Consider the following 17,000-nt stretch of genomic DNA (forward strand, 5'->3'; position numbering starts at 1 on the left):
AGCAAGTTATCAATTTTACAACTGACCTCCTGCCCGCCCTAAAGGGCGAGGCTTTCCGTTGTAAAATTGTAAAATTTTTATATCTTCGTAACTAATAAAACTATAAAGGTGAGCTAAAAAATTGCCTTTTTCGAGAAAAATCATAGCGGCCGACCAGGAGCTGGCGGAGGAGCTTCTTGAGCTGGCGAGGAAGAAAAATGTCAGCCTCTATAACTTGACGAACCGCGCCATAGAGATGTACCTTCAGCTTCACAGGGCCAGGGTCAGGGAGCCCGACGATGCAGTCTTAGATGTTATCATAATGGACACTCTGAAAGGTCTCGGATTCCGCCTTTCTCCGCCGAGGCTTTCTCCTGAAGAAGCTGAGAAGCTAGGGAGGGTTTTATGGGAGCTCGTGACTGCGAGGGTCAGATCCAGCGAGCCGGAGAAACTGCTCGAGAGGCTTGCATCTCTCTTCGTCGGGGACTCGAACATATTCGCTGAGTGGGGAGATGAAGATGAAAAGAAGATCATAGTAAATGCGGCCGTTGGCAGCGAGGAGGGGGGCGAGACATTCTTCAACATGCTCAAAGGCTTCGCTTCTGCTGCATATGGAAATGACGGTTCGTGGTCTATTCAGAGGAAGGAGGGAGGGATAATAGTTATCTCATTCCACAAGTCCGAGAGGGAAATGTTGAGGGAAGAGTTCACTCAACGTACTGGTTGACGAACGTCTCAATGCAGTACAGCTCATTGTTCAGAAGCTTTCTGAGGAACGTCTTTGTTGAGTAGGAAACGTCATCTCTCTTCGCAGCTTCTTCAGTATCGAAATACTCAGCCTCAACAGCATCGCTCCCAGCCTTCAGCTCCCCCCATATGTTGTCGAAGAGGATGTCGATGAGTATGAAATGCCTGGACACAGAGCCATCAGTGCTTCTGACAATGAGTTCATCGATGTTGACAATGCACCTCGGAACCCCTTCGAGCCCTGTCTCCTCGAAAAGCTCCCTCTTCGCCCCCTCGTAGAGCGTCTCTCCAAGCTCCAGGTGGCCTCCAGGTATTGCCCACTTTCCCATCTGAGGAGGCCCTCCTCTTCTGACGAGAAGGATCCTCCCCTTCGAGTCGAACACCACTGCCCCCACTCCGATCAGGGGCCTCTTTTTATTCTCTTCCATTAGCTCTCGCCACCCTCTCTTCAAGCGAAGGCGATCTTATCTTGGAGGAAAGCTCTTCTACATGCTTCTTTATGCTTTCAAGGTCCAAGTCGAAGCTGTACCATGGATCCTTTTCATCGTTCTTCAGAAGCTTTGAGAGCCTGCAGACGTTCACCCCTATGTTGTAGGCATCTATTACAGCGGCTGAGTTGTTCATAACATCATCATAGGAGTGGTGGTAGGCGAGAGCCCACGCTGGAATGTGGCATCCATAGCTGTTGAACACGTCCATGAGGTATGATATAGCCAGAGAAGTTCCCGCATCGTTTCCAGTTGCTATGAACGCAGCAACCTTCCCGTCGAGGAGGCTCCTCCCGCTGTGGAGGAGCATGTTCTCCAGGCTCGTGAGCCTGTCGAGCAATATCTTTACGTGGCCCGGCACCATGTACCAGTATATCGGAGTGGAGAGTATTATCCCGTCGGAGGATATCAGCTTCTTTGCGAGGGAATTGAAGTCGTCCTCTATGACACATGGAAACCTGCATGCCATAATATCATCGGAGACGCAACCAATGCAGGGTTTGATGTTGAGATCGCTTATCCAAACTATCTCGGTGTTGCACCCCCTATCCTTTGCCCCCTTTTCAGCGACGAATGCGAGCTTAGATGAGTTCCCGTTCTTTCTTGGAGAGCCTTCCAGAATGATAACTTTCGATTCCTCCAATTCAACCACCTCACTCTGCTATCCAGCGCTCCAACCACTCCCTTTCCTCTCTCAATGTCGTCTCAGGGCCGTGCCCTGGAAATACGAGGGAGCTGCCTTCCAGGAATTTCATCAAATTCCTCAAGCTATTTTTGAGCTCCTCCTCGCTGCCTCCAAGGAAGTCAGTCCTCCCAACGAATCCCCTGAAGAGAGTGTCTCCCGTGAAGGCTGCCCTCTTGTCCTCAAATGCTAAGACGACGCTCCCGGGAGAGTGGCCGGGAGACTTAAATACGATCAACTTCAATCCCCCAAACTTCACTTCATCGAGCGCTGAGAGATCTATATCGGACCAGAATTCGCAGGGCCTCTCGCGGATCCCAAAAATCCCCATTGCCTCCTTTCCGAGGTCCAGAAGGAAAAGATCTTTCGAGCTGAGGGCAATTTCAGCCCCATATTTTCTCGAAAGGTGTCCAGCGGAACATGCATGGTCGAAGTGACCGTGCGTCAGAGCTATGAGCTCCACATCAAGCCTTTCCCTTTCTATTAGCTTCTCCACAGCCCCGCTCTCTTCACCTGGATCTATGATAGCTGCGGTTCTCCTTTCTGGGATCGCGATTATGTAGCTGTTGGTTTTTAGCGCCCCGTGCGTGATTCTCGCGACTTCGAGACCGCCGAGAAAAAACCTGCTGACTCCCGCTTCCAAGCAGAACACCATCGTTTATTTTTGCTCAAATCGCAGTTAATAATCGTTGAAGGAGATGAGAAAAAAATGGAGTTCGAGGTCAACTCTCGCTCTTTCTTCTTAAAAACGCATGATAGGGTGGAGCTCATAGACATAACGGGGGAAGTCAAAAACTTTGTAGAAAGCTCTGGGATCCGAGAGGGAGTCTGCATCCTCAGTGTGCCTCATGCTACAGCATCGATCATCATAAACGAGAACGAAAGGGGTCTGATCGAAGACATAAAGGCTCATGTAGATGAGCTCTTTCCACGCGGAAAGAGCTATAGGCACGACCTCGTAGACAACAATGCGAGTGCTCACCTAGCATCATCTTTCCTTGGAAGCTCCAGGATAATACCGATCTCTAACGGGAAGCTCAGGAGGGGTACATGGCAGAACATAATGTTCCTCGAGCTCGACGGTCCGAGGGAGAAGAGAGAAGTAATAGCAGTGGCAATAGGGATGAAGAAATGATAATCCACATGAGCGAGGAGGAAAAGAGCCTGCTGAGCAGGATAGAGGAAATAGCTGAGCGCATCTACCCTCCCCACGGAACTCACGGATGGGAGCACATCCAGAGGGTCTGCTCTCTCTCGATGAAGATCGCTGAAAGGGAGAGCTGCACTGTAGAGGAGTTCCCCCTCATGCTCTCCTGCCTCCTCCATGATATAGCTAGGTCCGGGAAGGGGACGGACCACGCTCTCGAGAGCGCAGCTGTTGCTGAGGGGATCCTTAGACTGATGGGCGTCAATGAAAATGTGGTGAGGAAGGTCAGAGACGCCATCTCTTCCCACAGCTACTCCGCGAAGAGGAAGCCCGAGAGCTGCGAGGGGATGGTGCTGAGCGATGCGGATAAAGTAGATGCTTTGGGAGCTATCGGGATCGCGAGAGTCTTCGAGTATTCGGGAGAGAACGGGAGAACCCTGAAGGATAGCATAGATCACTTCAGGGAAAAGATCCTGAAGCTCCCCGAAATGATGTACACGGAGGAGGGCAAGAAGCTTGCGGAGGAGAGAGCGCTGTTTGTGGATGAGTTCCTGAGGAGGCTCTTGGAAGAAGTTGAAGTCTAGCGAAGAAGCTGAGAAACCTTTTTTTCCCCTCAAAATCTTGGAAGAGGCAATATCCATATAAAGAGCGGCTGTGCAAAATGAGATCGGTGGTTCTACATGTCTTCTAAAGGGGCAGTTATCGTAGGCGTTGGAACCGGAATGGGAAGGTCAATTGCTCTTTCTCTCTCAGCGAAGGGATGGTCTGTAGCCCTCCTTTCTCGTGACCTCGAGAAGCTCAAGGCAATATGCAGCGAATCGGAGAAGATGGGAGGAAGGTGCTTTGCTGTAAGGGCAGATGCAATGGAGGAAGGATCCCTCAGGGCAGCATTGGAAGAGGCGAAGAAGCTTCTCGGAAGGGTTGATGCCCTGATATACAACGCAGGCGGCTTCTTCACCCTAGACAATATAGAGAGCGTAGATGAAGAGCTGCTCGACAGCGCATATCGACTCCACCTCAGGGGATTGTTCACATCCGTCAAAGCCCTCCTCCAGGAGCTCAAGGAAACCCGCGGCTCCGTGCTTGTCGTTGTGGCGTCTCCAGCAACGGCTGTTGCTGGAAACGTAGCTTATGCAGCTACGAAGGGAGCTCAGCTCTGGTTCGTGAAGAGGCTCGCCAAGGAGCTCATGAGCTATGGAATAAGGGTGAACAGCATTTCCCCTGGTCCAACATCTCACGATCCCTCGTCTCCGGAGCAGCTGAAGATAAGCCTCGGGACCTCCCAGCCCATGCCATCTTGGGATGTTGGGGAGATCGCGGCATTCCTGCTGAGCGATTCGGCTCCAAGGATAACGGGAGAGAACATAATCATGGATGGAGGTCTGAGCATCCCGGCTGACTGAAGGTGGTGCTCCTGTGCTCCTGGGGAAGAGAGTTGCAGTCGGCTCCGATGACCTTTATTCTGCAGCGAAAGCAGCGGAGGAGTTCCTGAAGTCGAGCGGCTTCGAAGTCATCCCAGTGGGCTCTCTGAAGAGTGGGAAGCCTGAGCCCTGGCCGGATGTTGGGAAGGAGGTCGGGGATCTTGTCTCCTCTGGCAAGGCCGACTGGGGAGTTGCAGTGTGCTATACTGGGACAGGAGTGTCCATCGCTGCCAACAAGGTTAGGGGGGTGAGGGCGGCGCTCTGCAACGATCCTGAAACGGCGAGGGGGGCCAGGCTGTGGAACGACGCCAACGTGCTGGCCATGAGCGGAAGGCTTGTGAGCGAAATTATGGCCAAGGAAATCCTGAAGGCCTGGATCTCCGTGGAAGCCCCCGAGGAGGGGGAGAAGGCCAACATAGCGAAGCTCTCCATCTACGAATCGAAGGAGAAGAGGAGGGCCGCTGTCCTTGTCATAGACATACTCAACGAGTTCGTTGCTGGGAGGTTAGGAAGCGAGAGGGCAAGAAGCATCGTCGCCCCCCTCTCAAGATTTCTCGATGAGGCCAGGAAGGCCGGGGCAGTCGTGATATATGCCAAGGACTCCCACATTCCAGGCATAGACTTCGAGTTCAGGAGATGGGGGGAGCACTCCATCAGAGGCTCTGAGGCATCGGAGATTGTGAAGGAGCTATCTCCCAAGGAGGGGGACTTCATCGTTCCCAAGAGGAGGTATTCAGCCTTCTTCATGACAGACCTTGACATGCTGCTCAGGGAGCTTGGAGTAGATACCCTCATCCTAACCGGGGTGAGCGCCGAGATATGCGTATTGCATACAGCTGCCGACGCCTTCTACAGAGGATACAGGGTAATTGTTCCCAGGGATCTCGTGGAGTCTGCAAGCGAAGAGGAGAAGAGCAGAGGCCTCAAGATTATGGAGGAGCTCTACGGGGCAGAAGTGGTTACTTCGGCTGATGCCTTGAACCTGCTCAGGGCCCTCGCCTCTTGAGGACTATTTTTGCAATCTCGTCTTCTTCATGCACTTCGAGGCCGAGCCCCTTCGCCATTCCAATGATCAGCCTCCTTATCTTTCCTCCGTTCCCCTTCACGGGAGGGAGGAAAAGATAGCTGTCCTTGGGGAAAGCGACCTTCGTGCTGAGGGTATACCTCTCGAAAACCTCAATGGGATCGGGGGATATTTCGGAGAGGGCCTTTCCAATGCTCACTCCCATTTCCTCAGCCCTCCTTTCATCCACATCTTCCAGTATAAAGGAAGATGGCACAAGGAGGAAGCCGAGCTTCTTCAGGACCTCGCTGTTCACAGCCTCCTTCATGAGGTTTGAAGGGTACATTCCGGTCCTCTCCGCTTGAATTGCCGAAGTAAATATCGATCTGATGTATCCCGCCAGGCTCATTCCCCTTTCCTTAGCATATCGGGAAAGCTCCTCTGCAATCTCAGCATCTATGGCAACTGTTCTCCTGTTTTTACTCATAGAAACCAGCCATCCTGAAGACTATGAGCGAGCTCTTCCTGTCCTTGCTCAGCATCTTCAGACCATATCCCTTTGCCAAGCCCTCCACTATTTTCTCTGCAAGGTCCAAGGATGAGGACTGAGAGTCCTGAAATGAGACGATTATCTTGTATATGCCGTTGTTCTCCTCAATGACGTCAACGGAAGCCATGGGGATCCACAGTGAAACCGAGCTCTTCAGCTCCGCGAGGGAGGATCCCCTCTTCACTTTGGCGAGCTCTCCGTACCATGAGGCCATCCTGAAAAGCTCATCAAGGATCTCCCTCTTCCTGTCCTCCCCCATCTCTTCGATTACCCTCTTCGCTATCCCCCAAGGCATGACTATGCCTCCAAGCCTTAGTATGTCGTCGAGAGAGTCAGCGTAGGAAATCGCGCTAGATATCTCCGGCTTGTACTTCATTATCCTGAGAACCTCGCTCAGAATGTTCTCTATGAGGGTTGTGAACGGCACCCCAACTCTTTCTCCAACGCTCATGGCCTCAGCTATTATGTCTTCAGAAATGGCGAGGAACCTCCTCTTGCCAGCTCTCTCGGCCATCCCAAATCAACTAAAGTGATTTTCGCCACTCGAATAAAAAAGGTTTACCAATTGAAGCATTCCGCCGATAACAGTTTGGGCCTCCGACAACGAGAGAGTTTTTTTATAGTTAAACTTAAAAGTAAAACCATTGCTAAAATAAAAGTAGGTGAAAAATTTTATGGGTGAAAATAGAGCTATAAAAGTCCTATCGATCCTTCTAGTTGTGATAATGACTCTGCCTGCTGGTGCTCTGGCATCTGGTAATACCACCGCAACGACCCCTCCATCATCTTCATGGCTCTCAAGCGGTCTGTTGGCGCTGAAAAATGCCGGGAACAGCACTGTCATGGCTACTCTTACTCTCTCACCGAACACTGCTCAGTCTCAGCTCCAGCAAATACAGAATCAGCTGGCCTCAGCGAAGTTCTCTTTCCACGGTTCAATGCAGTCTATACTTTTCGGCAAGCCTATTAAGCAAAAGGATGGAAGCTATGTCCTCAGACTCTACGGACCTGCTGATCTTATCGCTGAGAAGATCTCTGGCTCTGCTGTAAAGTACGCTACATCTCTATCTGTCAAACCCCTTCCAGCAGTGGAGCCGAAATCTTTCGAACCTTTTGACGGATCTACAGAAGGCTCAGCTGTCAAAGCTCAGCCAACGGATAATGGAGCTAGGGATCTCATAGGTGCCAGCTACGTAGAGTCCTCTTATGGAATCACGGGCAGCGGCGTCAAGATCGCCATCGTCGATACTGGCGTCGACTATGCTCATCCAGACCTCCAAAGCAAATTAGTGTACTACGTTGGAACTTACAGGACAGTATACGGAACGAGCGCATCGATAAGGGAGCCTCTTGTTTTGGACGCTGATGAATCGCAGGTCATTCTTACTCAGAGCTTTACAGCGGACAGCTCAAGGTATATAAACGTCGGCTATGGCTACTTTGGTGTGCTTGATCCCTACTATGAAGCTGTGCCGGCGACATACACGTCGTATTACGTTGGCAACATCCCATCAGCCAGCGGTGTCTACAAGTTTGGGATGACCCTCGAATACACGGTTGCAGGGGTCGTGAGCGTTGGAGTCCTGATGGCTGATCCTGCTGCACCTGGAAACTACACCCTGCTTGTAATAGATGCAGACAATGATGGGAGCTTTGGAAGCTCAGGAGACATCATCGCTACGTATGACGGGAACAGGATACTCTACTCTCCAGAGCTGGACCTCAGCCTGGGAGTAGCAGGAGGCTTCTTCTACGATGTATACTTTTGGTTCGGATATTATTACGGATATTATGGGGCGTTCTACCCAGGATGGGATCTCAATGGAAACTACATAAGCATCTTCTACGACTACTACGGCCACGGGACATCGTGCGCATCTGCTGCTGCTGGTAATGGTTATGTGAACGGAATAGCCAAAGATGCAAGCATCGTTGGAGTGAAGGCCCTGTGGTTAGGCGATACAGAAATAGGCCTGCTCTGGGCTGCAGGGTTCGACGTCAGCAGCTCAGCCCCGATGCTCTACTACACAGGGCAGAAGAGGGCGGACATAATCAGCGACAGCTGGGGGATAAGCGACTTCATATACGACGGGATATCTGGGTTCGGCTACGATATTGAGTCCATGCTGATAAACGGACTGACCACTCCTGGCTTCCTCGATCCCAGCTTTCCCGGGATCCTCGTGGTGCAGGCTGCAGGCAACGGCGGCCCCGGCTTTGGGACGGTAACATCTCCAGGCTCTGCTGTTGGAGCCCTTACAGTCAGCGCATCGACTCTCTGGAAGGTCTACAAGGACCTCTACGGCTACGGTGGCTACACCCAAGACAACATCATAATGTGGTCTGCGAGAGGTCCTGTGCCAGCTGGATACGTAAAGCCAGATATCGTGAACGTTGGGGCGTGGGGATTAGCGGCAGCTCCAATACCAGAGTACTATGAGATATTCGGCGGAACGAGCTACGCAACTCCCCTTACTGCTGGAGCTGCAGCGCTCCTGCTCGAAGCTCTGAGGAGCAAGCTAGGCCCAAGCGCAGATACGCTTCCTCCCTCATATCTCAAGGAAGTTCTCATGAACACGGCCGACAGCCTGGGCTACATGCCCTTCGATCAGGGAGCAGGAAGGGTAAACGTAACGAGAGCTGTTCAGCTCGTCTTAGGCCAGTCGAAGGAGCTGTTGATATCATCCCAGAGCGAATACTCCTCGAGCGCTGCCAAGCTGAGCAGCATGTGGAACTGGTACTACAGCGACTTCATCCCTATGCTCTTCTTGTGGTGGTACTCGGTTGGCTTATCTGTTCCAAACCCATCTCTGCCGACGAGCTTCTCGTCTCAGAACTACTACGGGATATACGTTCCAGACGTCCCGAACTACGGCAGCAAGACATTCACTTTCACCATTCAGAACCCGACGACATCACTTGCTACATTCACCATTGACGGCGCTTACACCATGAAGAGAATTCTCTCGCCTACCACCTACCAGCTCAGCTTCAACATGTCTAGCTCAGCAATCATATCAAACCAGTGGATTATACTCTCCCCGACAAATATAAGCACTGGAACAAACATACTCCTCGCAGAAGTAAACGCTAAGTTCAACCTCCTCGACAACAACAACGATTACAACCCAGACTTCGATGTCGACATATATGCCTATGTTTGGATAAACGATACAAACAACAACGGGATTCCCGACAGGAATGAGCTGGCATTCATAAATGTTGGGTATGCTACTTCGAACTACAACTCGATCGAGATCAGCAATCCGAGGGCACTGCTTTCTCAGTTCGGACCGAATGCGAAACTCGCGCTCAGAGTCTTCATATACAGAGATAGCAGTTCTTCCTCGCTAGTGAACTTCCCTGTGACCCTCACCGTCTCGCAGTTCATGCTGGTGAAAGACTCAGCAGTCTCGCTACCGACAACTACAATGAACCTTCTCCCAGGAAAATCTGTAACTCTCTCGGGGACTGTCTTCGGATACGGGCTTCCTCCAACAGTATACCAATCATTCATAAAGGTAAGGGCAACATTCTCCGACGGAACTTCCAGAACCTACATAGTCCCGATGAGCTATACGGTGTTCACGAACATGCCGACCAGTGGTTCTCTGTTGCTCAACCCGACAACGGATACAAGCCTGATGCTCAGCCCATCGAACATAAGGGGAGACAACGATTGGGAGTGGAGGTATGAAGCAGGCGACTGGAGGTACTTCTATGTAAACGTTCTGTCTCCTTCGCTCACAGCCTTCGAATTCAGAGCCTCATGGACCTACAGCAACACCAGCTTGATAACATATGCCCTTGGACCAGACGGCCAGTTCGCTGGAGGATTCTTCGGCGAGTCAGTCTCCTACCACGAGAACCTCGGAGGAGGAACCTTCCTCTGGGTGGCTACTGGAGGAGCTGGAAAGAACTTATCAGCCGTGACTTTCCCCAGCACCAGATACAGATATGCGGAATATCCGACCCAGAAGCCGAATACAGGAGTCTACACGCTCATAGTGAGGACAGCTCTGTTCGACGGCTCAACGAATGCCGAGAGGTTCACGGTTACTGTGACCCCTCTGACGATAAGCGGGCTGCCCAACAGCGCTATGGGTGCATACGGAACAGCTAGCTATGCTATAAAGCTTCCTTACGAGGCAACAGAGTACTATGCTTATTTGGATTACCCATACTTCCCTGTCTTCGCCTATACTTGGGGATGGAGTGGCAATGTGACGCCCAGCAGCTACACTGGAGCCGCCATTCCAGCAGGAACTACTCTAACGTTCACTGTTAAGTTCAACAACTACATATATCCCTACAGGTCTGACATATCTCTAGTGGTACACATCTTCATGCCGACTTCCAATGGTCTTCCCGTCTACTACAAGTGGTTCGGCCAGATGTATTTTGGAACAGCATACTACACATTTGAGGACTGGATAATTAGCGGGAGCCAATGGTACTGGTGGCCCTGGTACTGGTACTGGGTTGACTAATAAATAATCCCTCAACATTTTTTTGTATACAAAAAAACACATACTTCTTAAATACCCAGATCATCTATTATTTGAAAACGACGGAGGTAAATCCGTGCTATGAAAAACACCACAAAGATTGAATTGATACTAATCGCACTCCTACCTATTCTGCTAGGAGCTGCAGCAATAATACCAACAGCACAAGGCGGAGGAGCAACAATAGTCTCTGCAACAGGTACTGCACCTGACGGAAGCGCTTACCCAGGAGAGCCGATAACTATTACAGTCAATGTAGGTCTTGCTGGAAGCTACACACTCCAACTTGCTGCCGATGCTGCTGGTTCAACCGTATGGGCATCCCAGATATTCAATGCTCCATCACCAGGAACTTACACTGTGACCCTCACGCTACCCCTCGCCTTAAACAACCTTGCATCGCCACCAATAGTCTACATACTGCTGAGCGGACCATTCACTTCTGATTCCGCACATCTCAACATCTATCCAAAGATAGTCATATCTCCACTGCAGACGGGAGTTGTTGACCAGAACGGGAACCCGAAGAAAGCGACTGTCAACATCTATGGAGCCGATCCCGGAGCTACTGTGAGCTCTCTAACATTCACCGGTCCAATAACTGATACATACACTCTCTCAACGCCGATCACAATAGCAAACGATGGTACAGGAACTGCAACCCTCACGCTATCTGGCTCTTCAACGGGCTTCAGCAGCACAGAAGGGTTGCCAAGAGGAACTTATTCAGTAACTTTCGGCACAACTTCTGGAGTGACTTATGCTGATAATGAAAAAGCTGGAACAATAAAGATACTGCCTGTTCTGCTGATATCTCCTGACAACGGCAACGGCATCGATTCAGATCTCAGCGCTATAACACTGACGGGATACAGCTTCGATCCAAATATAGTGATCAATGGGGTGAACTTCACCAACACGAACTTCACAAACGTGTTCTACTACTTCGACTTCACTGCTTTGAGTACCCCAGTGACAACCGACAACTATGGATTCTGGACGTTTACCAACCTTGCTAACGTCTTCTTAACGAACATGACAGCAGGGCTGTATACGCTAAGCGTCGTAGAGCAGCCAATGACAGTAACTGAAACAGATGGACACACCAATGTAGCCTTCGGGCCGGACACACTAACAATATCTTCATCAACGATCTACAACGATGTTGGAACTCATGCAAAGGTAACAGCAAAATTCAACATAACTGGTTCATGGCAGTACGTAAAGCAGACAGCTTCCCAGTCCTACACCAAGACGGAAACATTGAGAATCGACTTCACTGAAAACGGTAAGACTTACGAGATAACGGGAATGCTTTCGGGAAGCGATGTTTCATTCGCTCTCTACAACACAACCGCAACCCCATACGTGCAGCTGTTCTCTGGAACAGTAACCCCGACGTTCGATTCAAGCTTAAATGCCTATGTTGCTACCGTCAAGTTCAACACTGACGGCACAAACAGCATAAACACTCCAGCTTCAACATACCTGTACCAGGTGGTATTCTACAACTACACCAACTTGATCTCCATGGAGCTCGACGTATATACATTCGTTCCAACGAACAGCACCTACAGCGTAGTATACAACAACACTGACACCGGAACCGTCAAGACGTTCACCGGAACCCTAGCATTCACAGCAGGAAGCGCCAGCGCAACCCTGCCAACATTCACAGATGCTGGAATAGACTGGTCGATCAAAGTATCAGCCACTCTGCCGATAGGAGGCAGCACTTATGATGATACTCTGACCGTAAAAATGACTCCAACAGGGCTGACGACTCTCAGCTTCCCCAACACTTACTACCTTGTAAGGCCGATACTGATAGTGACTCCCACAGCAGCCCTCCCAGGAAGCACTCTAACGATAACTGCCTACGGCTACGGTCCGGGTGCTGACTGGGGATACCCAGGGAAGAACACTCTTACTGTCTCGCTCGACAGGACCATTATCCTCGCAACGGTGACTCTAGGAAAGGACGGAAACCTGACTTTCAAGGTAACACTGCCAAGCACCAACATTCCGTTCGGTGCCCACTACATATGGGGAAGAGATGCCTGGGGATATGAGTACTCAGCTGCTATAATAATAGGCTCGAAGGGATACTACGAAATAGTCAACCCAGTTACAGGACTGCCAAAGACCGTTAACAATGCCTATGCTGGCTACAACAACGCTACCCTCACTGTCTGCCCATGCGGTCAGTACACTGGCCTCAAGTTCTGCGACCAGTGCGCGGTCTACAACGGAGGATGCGACTACCTAGGTGACCAGATATCTGTTGCGATAAACGGCCTGAACCCAGGAGAGACTGTGAACATATACTTCGGGAACATACTAGTAAATACAACAACGGCTGACAGCAACGGTGCAGCTTCTGCGACTTTCGTGGTTCCGACTGTTCCACAGGGAAGCTACCTCATAACAGCTACTGGGCCATACTTCGGGACTATAACGCTGTCGTTCTACAACACTACAGCATTCCTTCCAAACACTCCAGTAAACGTAGTGCCTAAGCTGCTGCTGCTCGATCTGAATAGCAACATTGCTCCAGTACTCGTTGGGCCTGGAATAGTCAGAGTGATAGGAACAGGGTTCACGCCGGGAGTCTCAATACTCTCGGTCCTATTCAATGGAACTGATGCCGTGATGGCCCTTACCACAAACGTCCAGAGATGGACAGCAGATGCCAACGGTGTGCTCGTGAGTCCGTTCACAAGCACGCTGGGCCTATACATACCAGTGCTTGAGCCAGGAGCATATGCTATATCCTTTGCCTATGCCGTTGGAACTCAGGTGAGCTCGACCGACCCAGGCTATGTCTATGTGATAAACAACCTGACGAAGCTTGCTACAATTATGGATGTTGAGAATGCCACTGCGAACATTACGAACGCTGTCAACACCGCCGCTTCAGGACTGAGCGGCCAGCTGAGCTCTGTATCATCCCAGCTCACGACCCTCCAGAACAACCTCAACTCTGCAGTATCGAACCTAAACAGTGCTATAAACAACGTTGGAAACGCTGTATCATCCCTGCAGAACACCGTCAGCTCAGTAGCTACCTCAGTGGTAGCCCTCGGTAACCAGCTGAGCACTCTATCTTCGAAAGTCGATTCCCTGAGCACTCAGCTCAACAGTGTGTCTACTGCCGTTAACAGCCTAGGAAGCAAAGTTGACGCTGCAGCGAGCGCTGCCCAGAGTGCCGCTACAAATGCTCAGAATGCTGCTAACTCAGCGAGCGCCGCAGCTTCAGCAGTAAATGCATTGAGCACCAAAGTCGACAGCGCTGTCAGTGCCGCTCAGAGCGCTTCATCTGCAGCTTCCAACGCATCATCTGCAGCTGCTGATGCTTCAAGCAAGGCTGCCAGTGCTCTGTGGGTAAGCGTTATAACTCTCGTATTGGTGCTAGTTGCTATCGCAATAACCTACATGGTCTACAGCACCTTCAAGAAGTCCCTTGCTCCAGCTCCAGCTCCAGCGAAGCAGTAAAAACTACTGAACAAAATTTAATATTTTTTAACATTTTTTTTCTCGAAATAGTTTATTCCAAAATTATTTTTATGATTATTCGATTATTTTTACACGATGAGGGATGGACGTTTCTATAGTATTTCCTGCTAAAGATGAGGCGAAGTTTATTGCCCACTCGATAAAGGTAGCAAAGAAAGTTCCAGGTGTAAAGGAGATCATAGTAGTTGATGGAATGAGCACTGACGGAACGCCGGAAATTGCAGCAAAGATGGGCGCGAGAGTTGTATACCAAAGCCTCCTCAGATATCCTGGAAAAGGCGCTGCCATGAGGGATGGATTCTACTTCGCCAGAGGCGATATCATAGTTTTTCTCGATGCTGATATAAAGAACCTTTCCGTAAAATTCATTGAGAGGCTCATAGAGCCAATAAGAGCGGGAGAGGCTGATTTTGTAAAGGGCACCTTCGAGAGGGCCTCAGGTAGGGTAACCGAGCTGGTAGCAAAACCTCTCCTCAGGATGTTCTATCCTGAGCTCTCGAAGCTCTCCCAGCCTCTAAGCGGTGAAATCGCCGGGACGAGAAGAGCGTTCTCGGTCGTTGACTGGGAAGTCGGATGGGGAGTGGACATTGGGATCGTCATAGACATATATAAGGCGGGCCTCAAAATAGTCGAGAGGCACCTCGGCTATAAGGACCACGATATGAAGCCTCTTCCAATGCTTACAGAGATGGCATATGAAGTGGCTGAAACCATTCTGAGGAGGGCTGAGAGGGATGGAAAGCTCACCAGGGCGGAGGAGGAGAAGCTCTTGGGCGAGCTCATGAGGGGGATCGAGGAGGGGAGCGGCGAGTGAGGCATGTCGTGGTTGGCTCAACCCACTACTCCATGTTCATATTGAAAGCTATTAGGGAAGCGGATCCGGAGGGAATAATATACACGGTAGAGAGGTCGCCGGAGGTCGCAGAAATAATGGCCAGGCAGGTTTCCGGGAAGCCTGTCCACGGCCTTTTGACTGAAGTTGCGACTCTCGAGAATGCAGGGATAAAGATAGCTGACACTCTATTTGCTCTCACTGATTCCGATGCTCTGAACGCCAACCTTGCAGAAAGCGCCAAGAAAACATACTCTGTCCCTCTCGTTGTTGCTCTTGCCAACAATCCGAAGAACGTTGAAATTCTGCGAAAAAGCGGGGCAGACTATGTGCTGAGTCCAGTTGACTGCGCAACCGCTGAGGTGAGAATGCTCCTCTCCTTAGACCGGCCAACTGTTTACTCTCCACCCAGCAGCACGGGGATGGACTTCATCGTTCTGAGGCCAGTCAACTACCTGAAGTTCCTGGACTCTATATTGAGCTCAGCAGCGGAAGCAGGAGATGTCAAGGACATCATAGTCACATCTCCACGCGAAGGAGCGATAAAGAAAGTGGAGGAGATAGCAAAGGGGGACTTCCTCGTCATAGCTGTGAGGAAGAGCTCTTCTGAAAGGGTCTTAGGTGCAGTTCAGGAAGCGATAAGGAAAGCCTCGCGGAGGAAGGAACAGTGAGCGCATTCATAGACCTCGATATGACCCTCACTGAGGAGAGGACGATCGCCGTTGTTGACAGGGGGCTCGGCCTAAGCGGAAGGATTGAGGAAGTACTCAGACTTAATGTTCCAGAGATTGAAAAGTCCAAGATGATAATTTCCCTGCTCATGGGAAGGGAGGTCGAAGAAATTGTGAGAATGGCTTCGAAAACTCAGTTGAGCCCATGCAGCAGAGAGCTCATAGAGTACCTCCTAGACAGAAGGTTCGAAGTCCAGATCGTAACCCTATCATACAAGCAGGTCGCCGAGTCTGTGCTTAAAAAGATAACGGATCGGTGGAGGGAAGTGAAAATCCGGGCACCCCTCATAGAGGTCAGCTCCGGGAAGGTTGTTGGAGTTTCATTTGAAGAGAGCGATCCAATGGAGACCCCTTGGTGCGTTCACTGCCCGCTGTGCAAAAGAAGGGTTTCCCGCAGCGGGAAAAGGCACCCATCGATAGCCATTGGAGACTCTCTTCCGGACATATGCATGTTTCTGGAAGCAGACATCTCCATTCTCATTGACAGGGGAAATGTCCCCGAGGATTTGAAGAAATATGCTTCCCGGAGAGCACCAGATCTCTGCGGTGCTCTCGAGCTATTGAGTTCCGTTTTAAAAGGGGTGGATTAGAGTGGCATGGATTGAGAATCCCGTATTCCTCATCCTCTTGAGAATACTTGTTGCAAGCGCTTTCGTTGTAGCTGTCTACTTTCTGACCAAGTACCTATCACGCCTCCTCGACAGGGCGATGAGCTCCATCGATAGAAGAGTGAGGAGGGAAGTTGAAGATGTTATAAAGTACATAATTTACATAATTGCCGCTCTCATAGCAGTAGCTATAATCTCTCCCGAGGTCTCCATACTTACAACGCTGCTCCTCCTCGTGGGACTCGCTATCATTGTAGCCTTCTCAGACTACCTCAGAAACTGGGGATCCCAGTACTTCATGAGGGGTTCGGGATTCGCGAAGATCGGGGACTGGATAGAAGTAGAGCATCATTATGGAAGAGTGGTCGAGGACACAGGATCCGGGATCGTTCTGGAAACTCCCAAGAGGGAGAGAGTCTTCATACCATATTCGAAGCTCGTCTCCTCAATAATTGTAAACAGGACGACGCAGATAGGCTCCATCCACTCGATTTCCATAATTGTTCCCAAAACCAGAAACCCGCTTGAAGTCATGGAGAAGCTAAAGGAGATCGCCGATGCCGTCAGAGCTGAGCTCGTATCGAATCCGGAGATATCAATGAAGGCTGGAAAAGACGAATATGCATTCGAAATTTCTATGGAAATAATGAACGTTGCCAAGATCCCGATTATAGAGGAGGAAGTCATCAGGAACGTGATGGCGGCTTTTCCAGAGGCAAAAATAATCACGGCTTAGAGCTCGTGATTTTTTAAACAAGTCTGTTTGGAATCGATTAAGCAGGTTTATA

General features: G+C 50.4%; 16 protein-coding genes. 11 read left to right on the forward strand and 5 right to left on the reverse strand.

The features are described 5' to 3' along the window. Nucleotides 1-121: 121 nt before the first annotated feature. Nucleotides 122-706, forward strand: a complete 585-nt coding sequence (locus ACLGLO_RS05125; protein WP_492127844.1) for a hypothetical protein — start codon at nt 122-124, stop codon at nt 704-706. On the opposite strand, the gene ACLGLO_RS05130 is transcribed toward ACLGLO_RS05125, so the two are convergent. The 3 genes from ACLGLO_RS05130 to ACLGLO_RS05140 are packed head-to-tail and all read right to left on the reverse strand — an operon-like array spanning nt 687 to nt 2,539. Continuing rightward, nucleotides 687-1,154: an NUDIX hydrolase gene (locus ACLGLO_RS05130; protein ID WP_492127845.1), complete on the reverse strand. Its 468-nt coding sequence runs from the start codon at nt 1,152-1,154 to the stop codon at nt 687-689. The two genes, ACLGLO_RS05125 and ACLGLO_RS05130, sit on opposite strands and share 20 nt — an antisense overlap. Further along, a complete protein-coding gene (locus ACLGLO_RS05135; RefSeq protein ID WP_492127846.1) occupies nt 1,141-1,857 on the reverse strand; it encodes a flavodoxin family protein in 717 nt (238 codons plus the stop codon). The genes ACLGLO_RS05130 and ACLGLO_RS05135 overlap by 14 nt, the downstream gene beginning before the upstream one ends. Before the next feature lie 10 nt (nt 1,858-1,867). Then, nucleotides 1,868-2,539 carry an MBL fold metallo-hydrolase gene (locus tag ACLGLO_RS05140; protein ID WP_492127847.1) on the reverse strand — a complete coding sequence of 224 codons (672 nt, stop codon included), beginning with the start codon at nt 2,537-2,539 and terminating at the stop codon, nt 1,868-1,870. A 21-nt stretch (nt 2,540-2,560) separates the two neighbouring features. Here ACLGLO_RS05140 and ACLGLO_RS05145 point away from each other — a divergent pair, with 21 nt between their 5' ends. From ACLGLO_RS05145 to ACLGLO_RS05160, 4 genes are all read left to right on the forward strand, one after another. After that, nucleotides 2,561-3,031: a secondary thiamine-phosphate synthase enzyme YjbQ gene (locus ACLGLO_RS05145; protein ID WP_492127848.1), complete on the forward strand. Its 471-nt coding sequence runs from the start codon at nt 2,561-2,563 to the stop codon at nt 3,029-3,031. Nucleotides 3,032-3,039: 8 nt separating this feature from the next. Next, a complete protein-coding gene (locus ACLGLO_RS05150; protein ID WP_492127849.1) occupies nt 3,040-3,627 on the forward strand; it encodes an HD domain-containing protein in 588 nt (195 codons plus the stop codon). Nucleotides 3,628-3,723: 96 nt separating this feature from the next. Next, nucleotides 3,724-4,446, forward strand: coding sequence for an SDR family NAD(P)-dependent oxidoreductase (locus ACLGLO_RS05155; protein WP_492127850.1), 723 nt, complete (start codon nt 3,724-3,726; stop codon nt 4,444-4,446). A 13-nt stretch (nt 4,447-4,459) separates the two neighbouring features. After that, complete coding sequence (locus tag ACLGLO_RS05160; protein WP_492127851.1) at nt 4,460-5,470, forward strand: isochorismatase family protein; 1,011 nt, start codon at nt 4,460-4,462, stop codon at nt 5,468-5,470. Here the strand turns inward: ACLGLO_RS05160 and ACLGLO_RS05165 are convergent. Both ACLGLO_RS05165 and ACLGLO_RS05170 read right to left on the reverse strand, forming a co-directional pair. Next, on the reverse strand, nt 5,451-5,954 hold the full coding sequence (locus tag ACLGLO_RS05165; RefSeq protein WP_492127852.1) for a hypothetical protein: 504 nt from the start codon (nt 5,952-5,954) through the stop codon (nt 5,451-5,453). The two genes, ACLGLO_RS05160 and ACLGLO_RS05165, sit on opposite strands and share 20 nt — an antisense overlap. Beyond that, nucleotides 5,947-6,531 carry a hypothetical protein gene (locus tag ACLGLO_RS05170; protein ID WP_492127853.1) on the reverse strand — a complete coding sequence of 195 codons (585 nt, stop codon included), beginning with the start codon at nt 6,529-6,531 and terminating at the stop codon, nt 5,947-5,949. The genes ACLGLO_RS05165 and ACLGLO_RS05170 overlap by 8 nt, the downstream gene beginning before the upstream one ends. 160 nt (nt 6,532-6,691) lie before the next feature. On the opposite strand from ACLGLO_RS05170, the gene ACLGLO_RS05175 reads away from it, so the two are divergent. The 6 genes from ACLGLO_RS05175 (at nt 6,692) to ACLGLO_RS05200 (ending at nt 16,948) form a co-directional block, all read left to right on the forward strand. Beyond that, complete coding sequence (locus tag ACLGLO_RS05175; protein ID WP_492127854.1) at nt 6,692-10,507, forward strand: S8 family serine peptidase; 3,816 nt, start codon at nt 6,692-6,694, stop codon at nt 10,505-10,507. Nucleotides 10,508-10,606: 99 nt separating this feature from the next. Next, nucleotides 10,607-14,020, forward strand: a complete 3,414-nt coding sequence (locus ACLGLO_RS05180) for a hypothetical protein (RefSeq protein WP_492127855.1) — start codon at nt 10,607-10,609, stop codon at nt 14,018-14,020. Nucleotides 14,021-14,123: 103 nt separating this feature from the next. Beyond that, nucleotides 14,124-14,855 carry a glycosyltransferase gene (locus ACLGLO_RS05185; RefSeq protein ID WP_492127856.1) on the forward strand — a complete coding sequence of 244 codons (732 nt, stop codon included), beginning with the start codon at nt 14,124-14,126 and terminating at the stop codon, nt 14,853-14,855. Beyond that, entirely contained in the window at nt 14,852-15,544 is a 693-nt protein-coding gene (locus ACLGLO_RS05190) for an NAD(P)-binding protein (protein ID WP_492127857.1), read from the forward strand. Before ACLGLO_RS05185 ends, ACLGLO_RS05190 begins: the two co-directional genes overlap by 4 nt. Continuing rightward, nucleotides 15,541-16,194 (forward strand): HAD family hydrolase, encoded by a 654-nt coding sequence (locus tag ACLGLO_RS05195; protein WP_492127858.1) that lies wholly within the window; start codon nt 15,541-15,543, stop codon nt 16,192-16,194. Before ACLGLO_RS05190 ends, ACLGLO_RS05195 begins: the two co-directional genes overlap by 4 nt. 1 nt (nt 16,195) lies before the next feature. Further along, on the forward strand, nt 16,196-16,948 hold the full coding sequence (locus ACLGLO_RS05200) for a mechanosensitive ion channel domain-containing protein (RefSeq protein WP_492127859.1): 753 nt from the start codon (nt 16,196-16,198) through the stop codon (nt 16,946-16,948). Nucleotides 16,949-17,000 lie beyond the last annotated feature (52 nt).

This window comes from Fervidicoccus sp. SLHALR4 (genome assembly GCF_058692745.1).

Bases quoted from the DNA above. Each gene is read 5' to 3' on its own strand.
- ACLGLO_RS05130 (WP_492127845.1), bottom strand. From the start codon at position 1,154: ATGGAAGAGAATAAAAAGAGGCCCCTGATCGGAGTGGGGGCAGTGGTG.
- ACLGLO_RS05150 (WP_492127849.1), top strand. From the start codon at position 3,040: ATGAGCGAGGAGGAAAAGAGCCTGCTGAGCAGGATAGAGGAAATAGCT.
- ACLGLO_RS05155 (WP_492127850.1), top strand. From the start codon at position 3,724: ATGTCTTCTAAAGGGGCAGTTATCGTAGGCGTTGGAACCGGAATGGGA.
- ACLGLO_RS05165 (WP_492127852.1), bottom strand. From the start codon at position 5,954: ATGAGTAAAAACAGGAGAACAGTTGCCATAGATGCTGAGATTGCAGAG.
- ACLGLO_RS05170 (WP_492127853.1), bottom strand. From the start codon at position 6,531: ATGGCCGAGAGAGCTGGCAAGAGGAGGTTCCTCGCCATTTCTGAAGAC.
- ACLGLO_RS05175 (WP_492127854.1), top strand. From the start codon at position 6,692: ATGGGTGAAAATAGAGCTATAAAAGTCCTATCGATCCTTCTAGTTGTG.
- ACLGLO_RS05180 (WP_492127855.1), top strand. From the start codon at position 10,607: ATGAAAAACACCACAAAGATTGAATTGATACTAATCGCACTCCTACCT.
- ACLGLO_RS05185 (WP_492127856.1), top strand. From the start codon at position 14,124: ATGGACGTTTCTATAGTATTTCCTGCTAAAGATGAGGCGAAGTTTATT.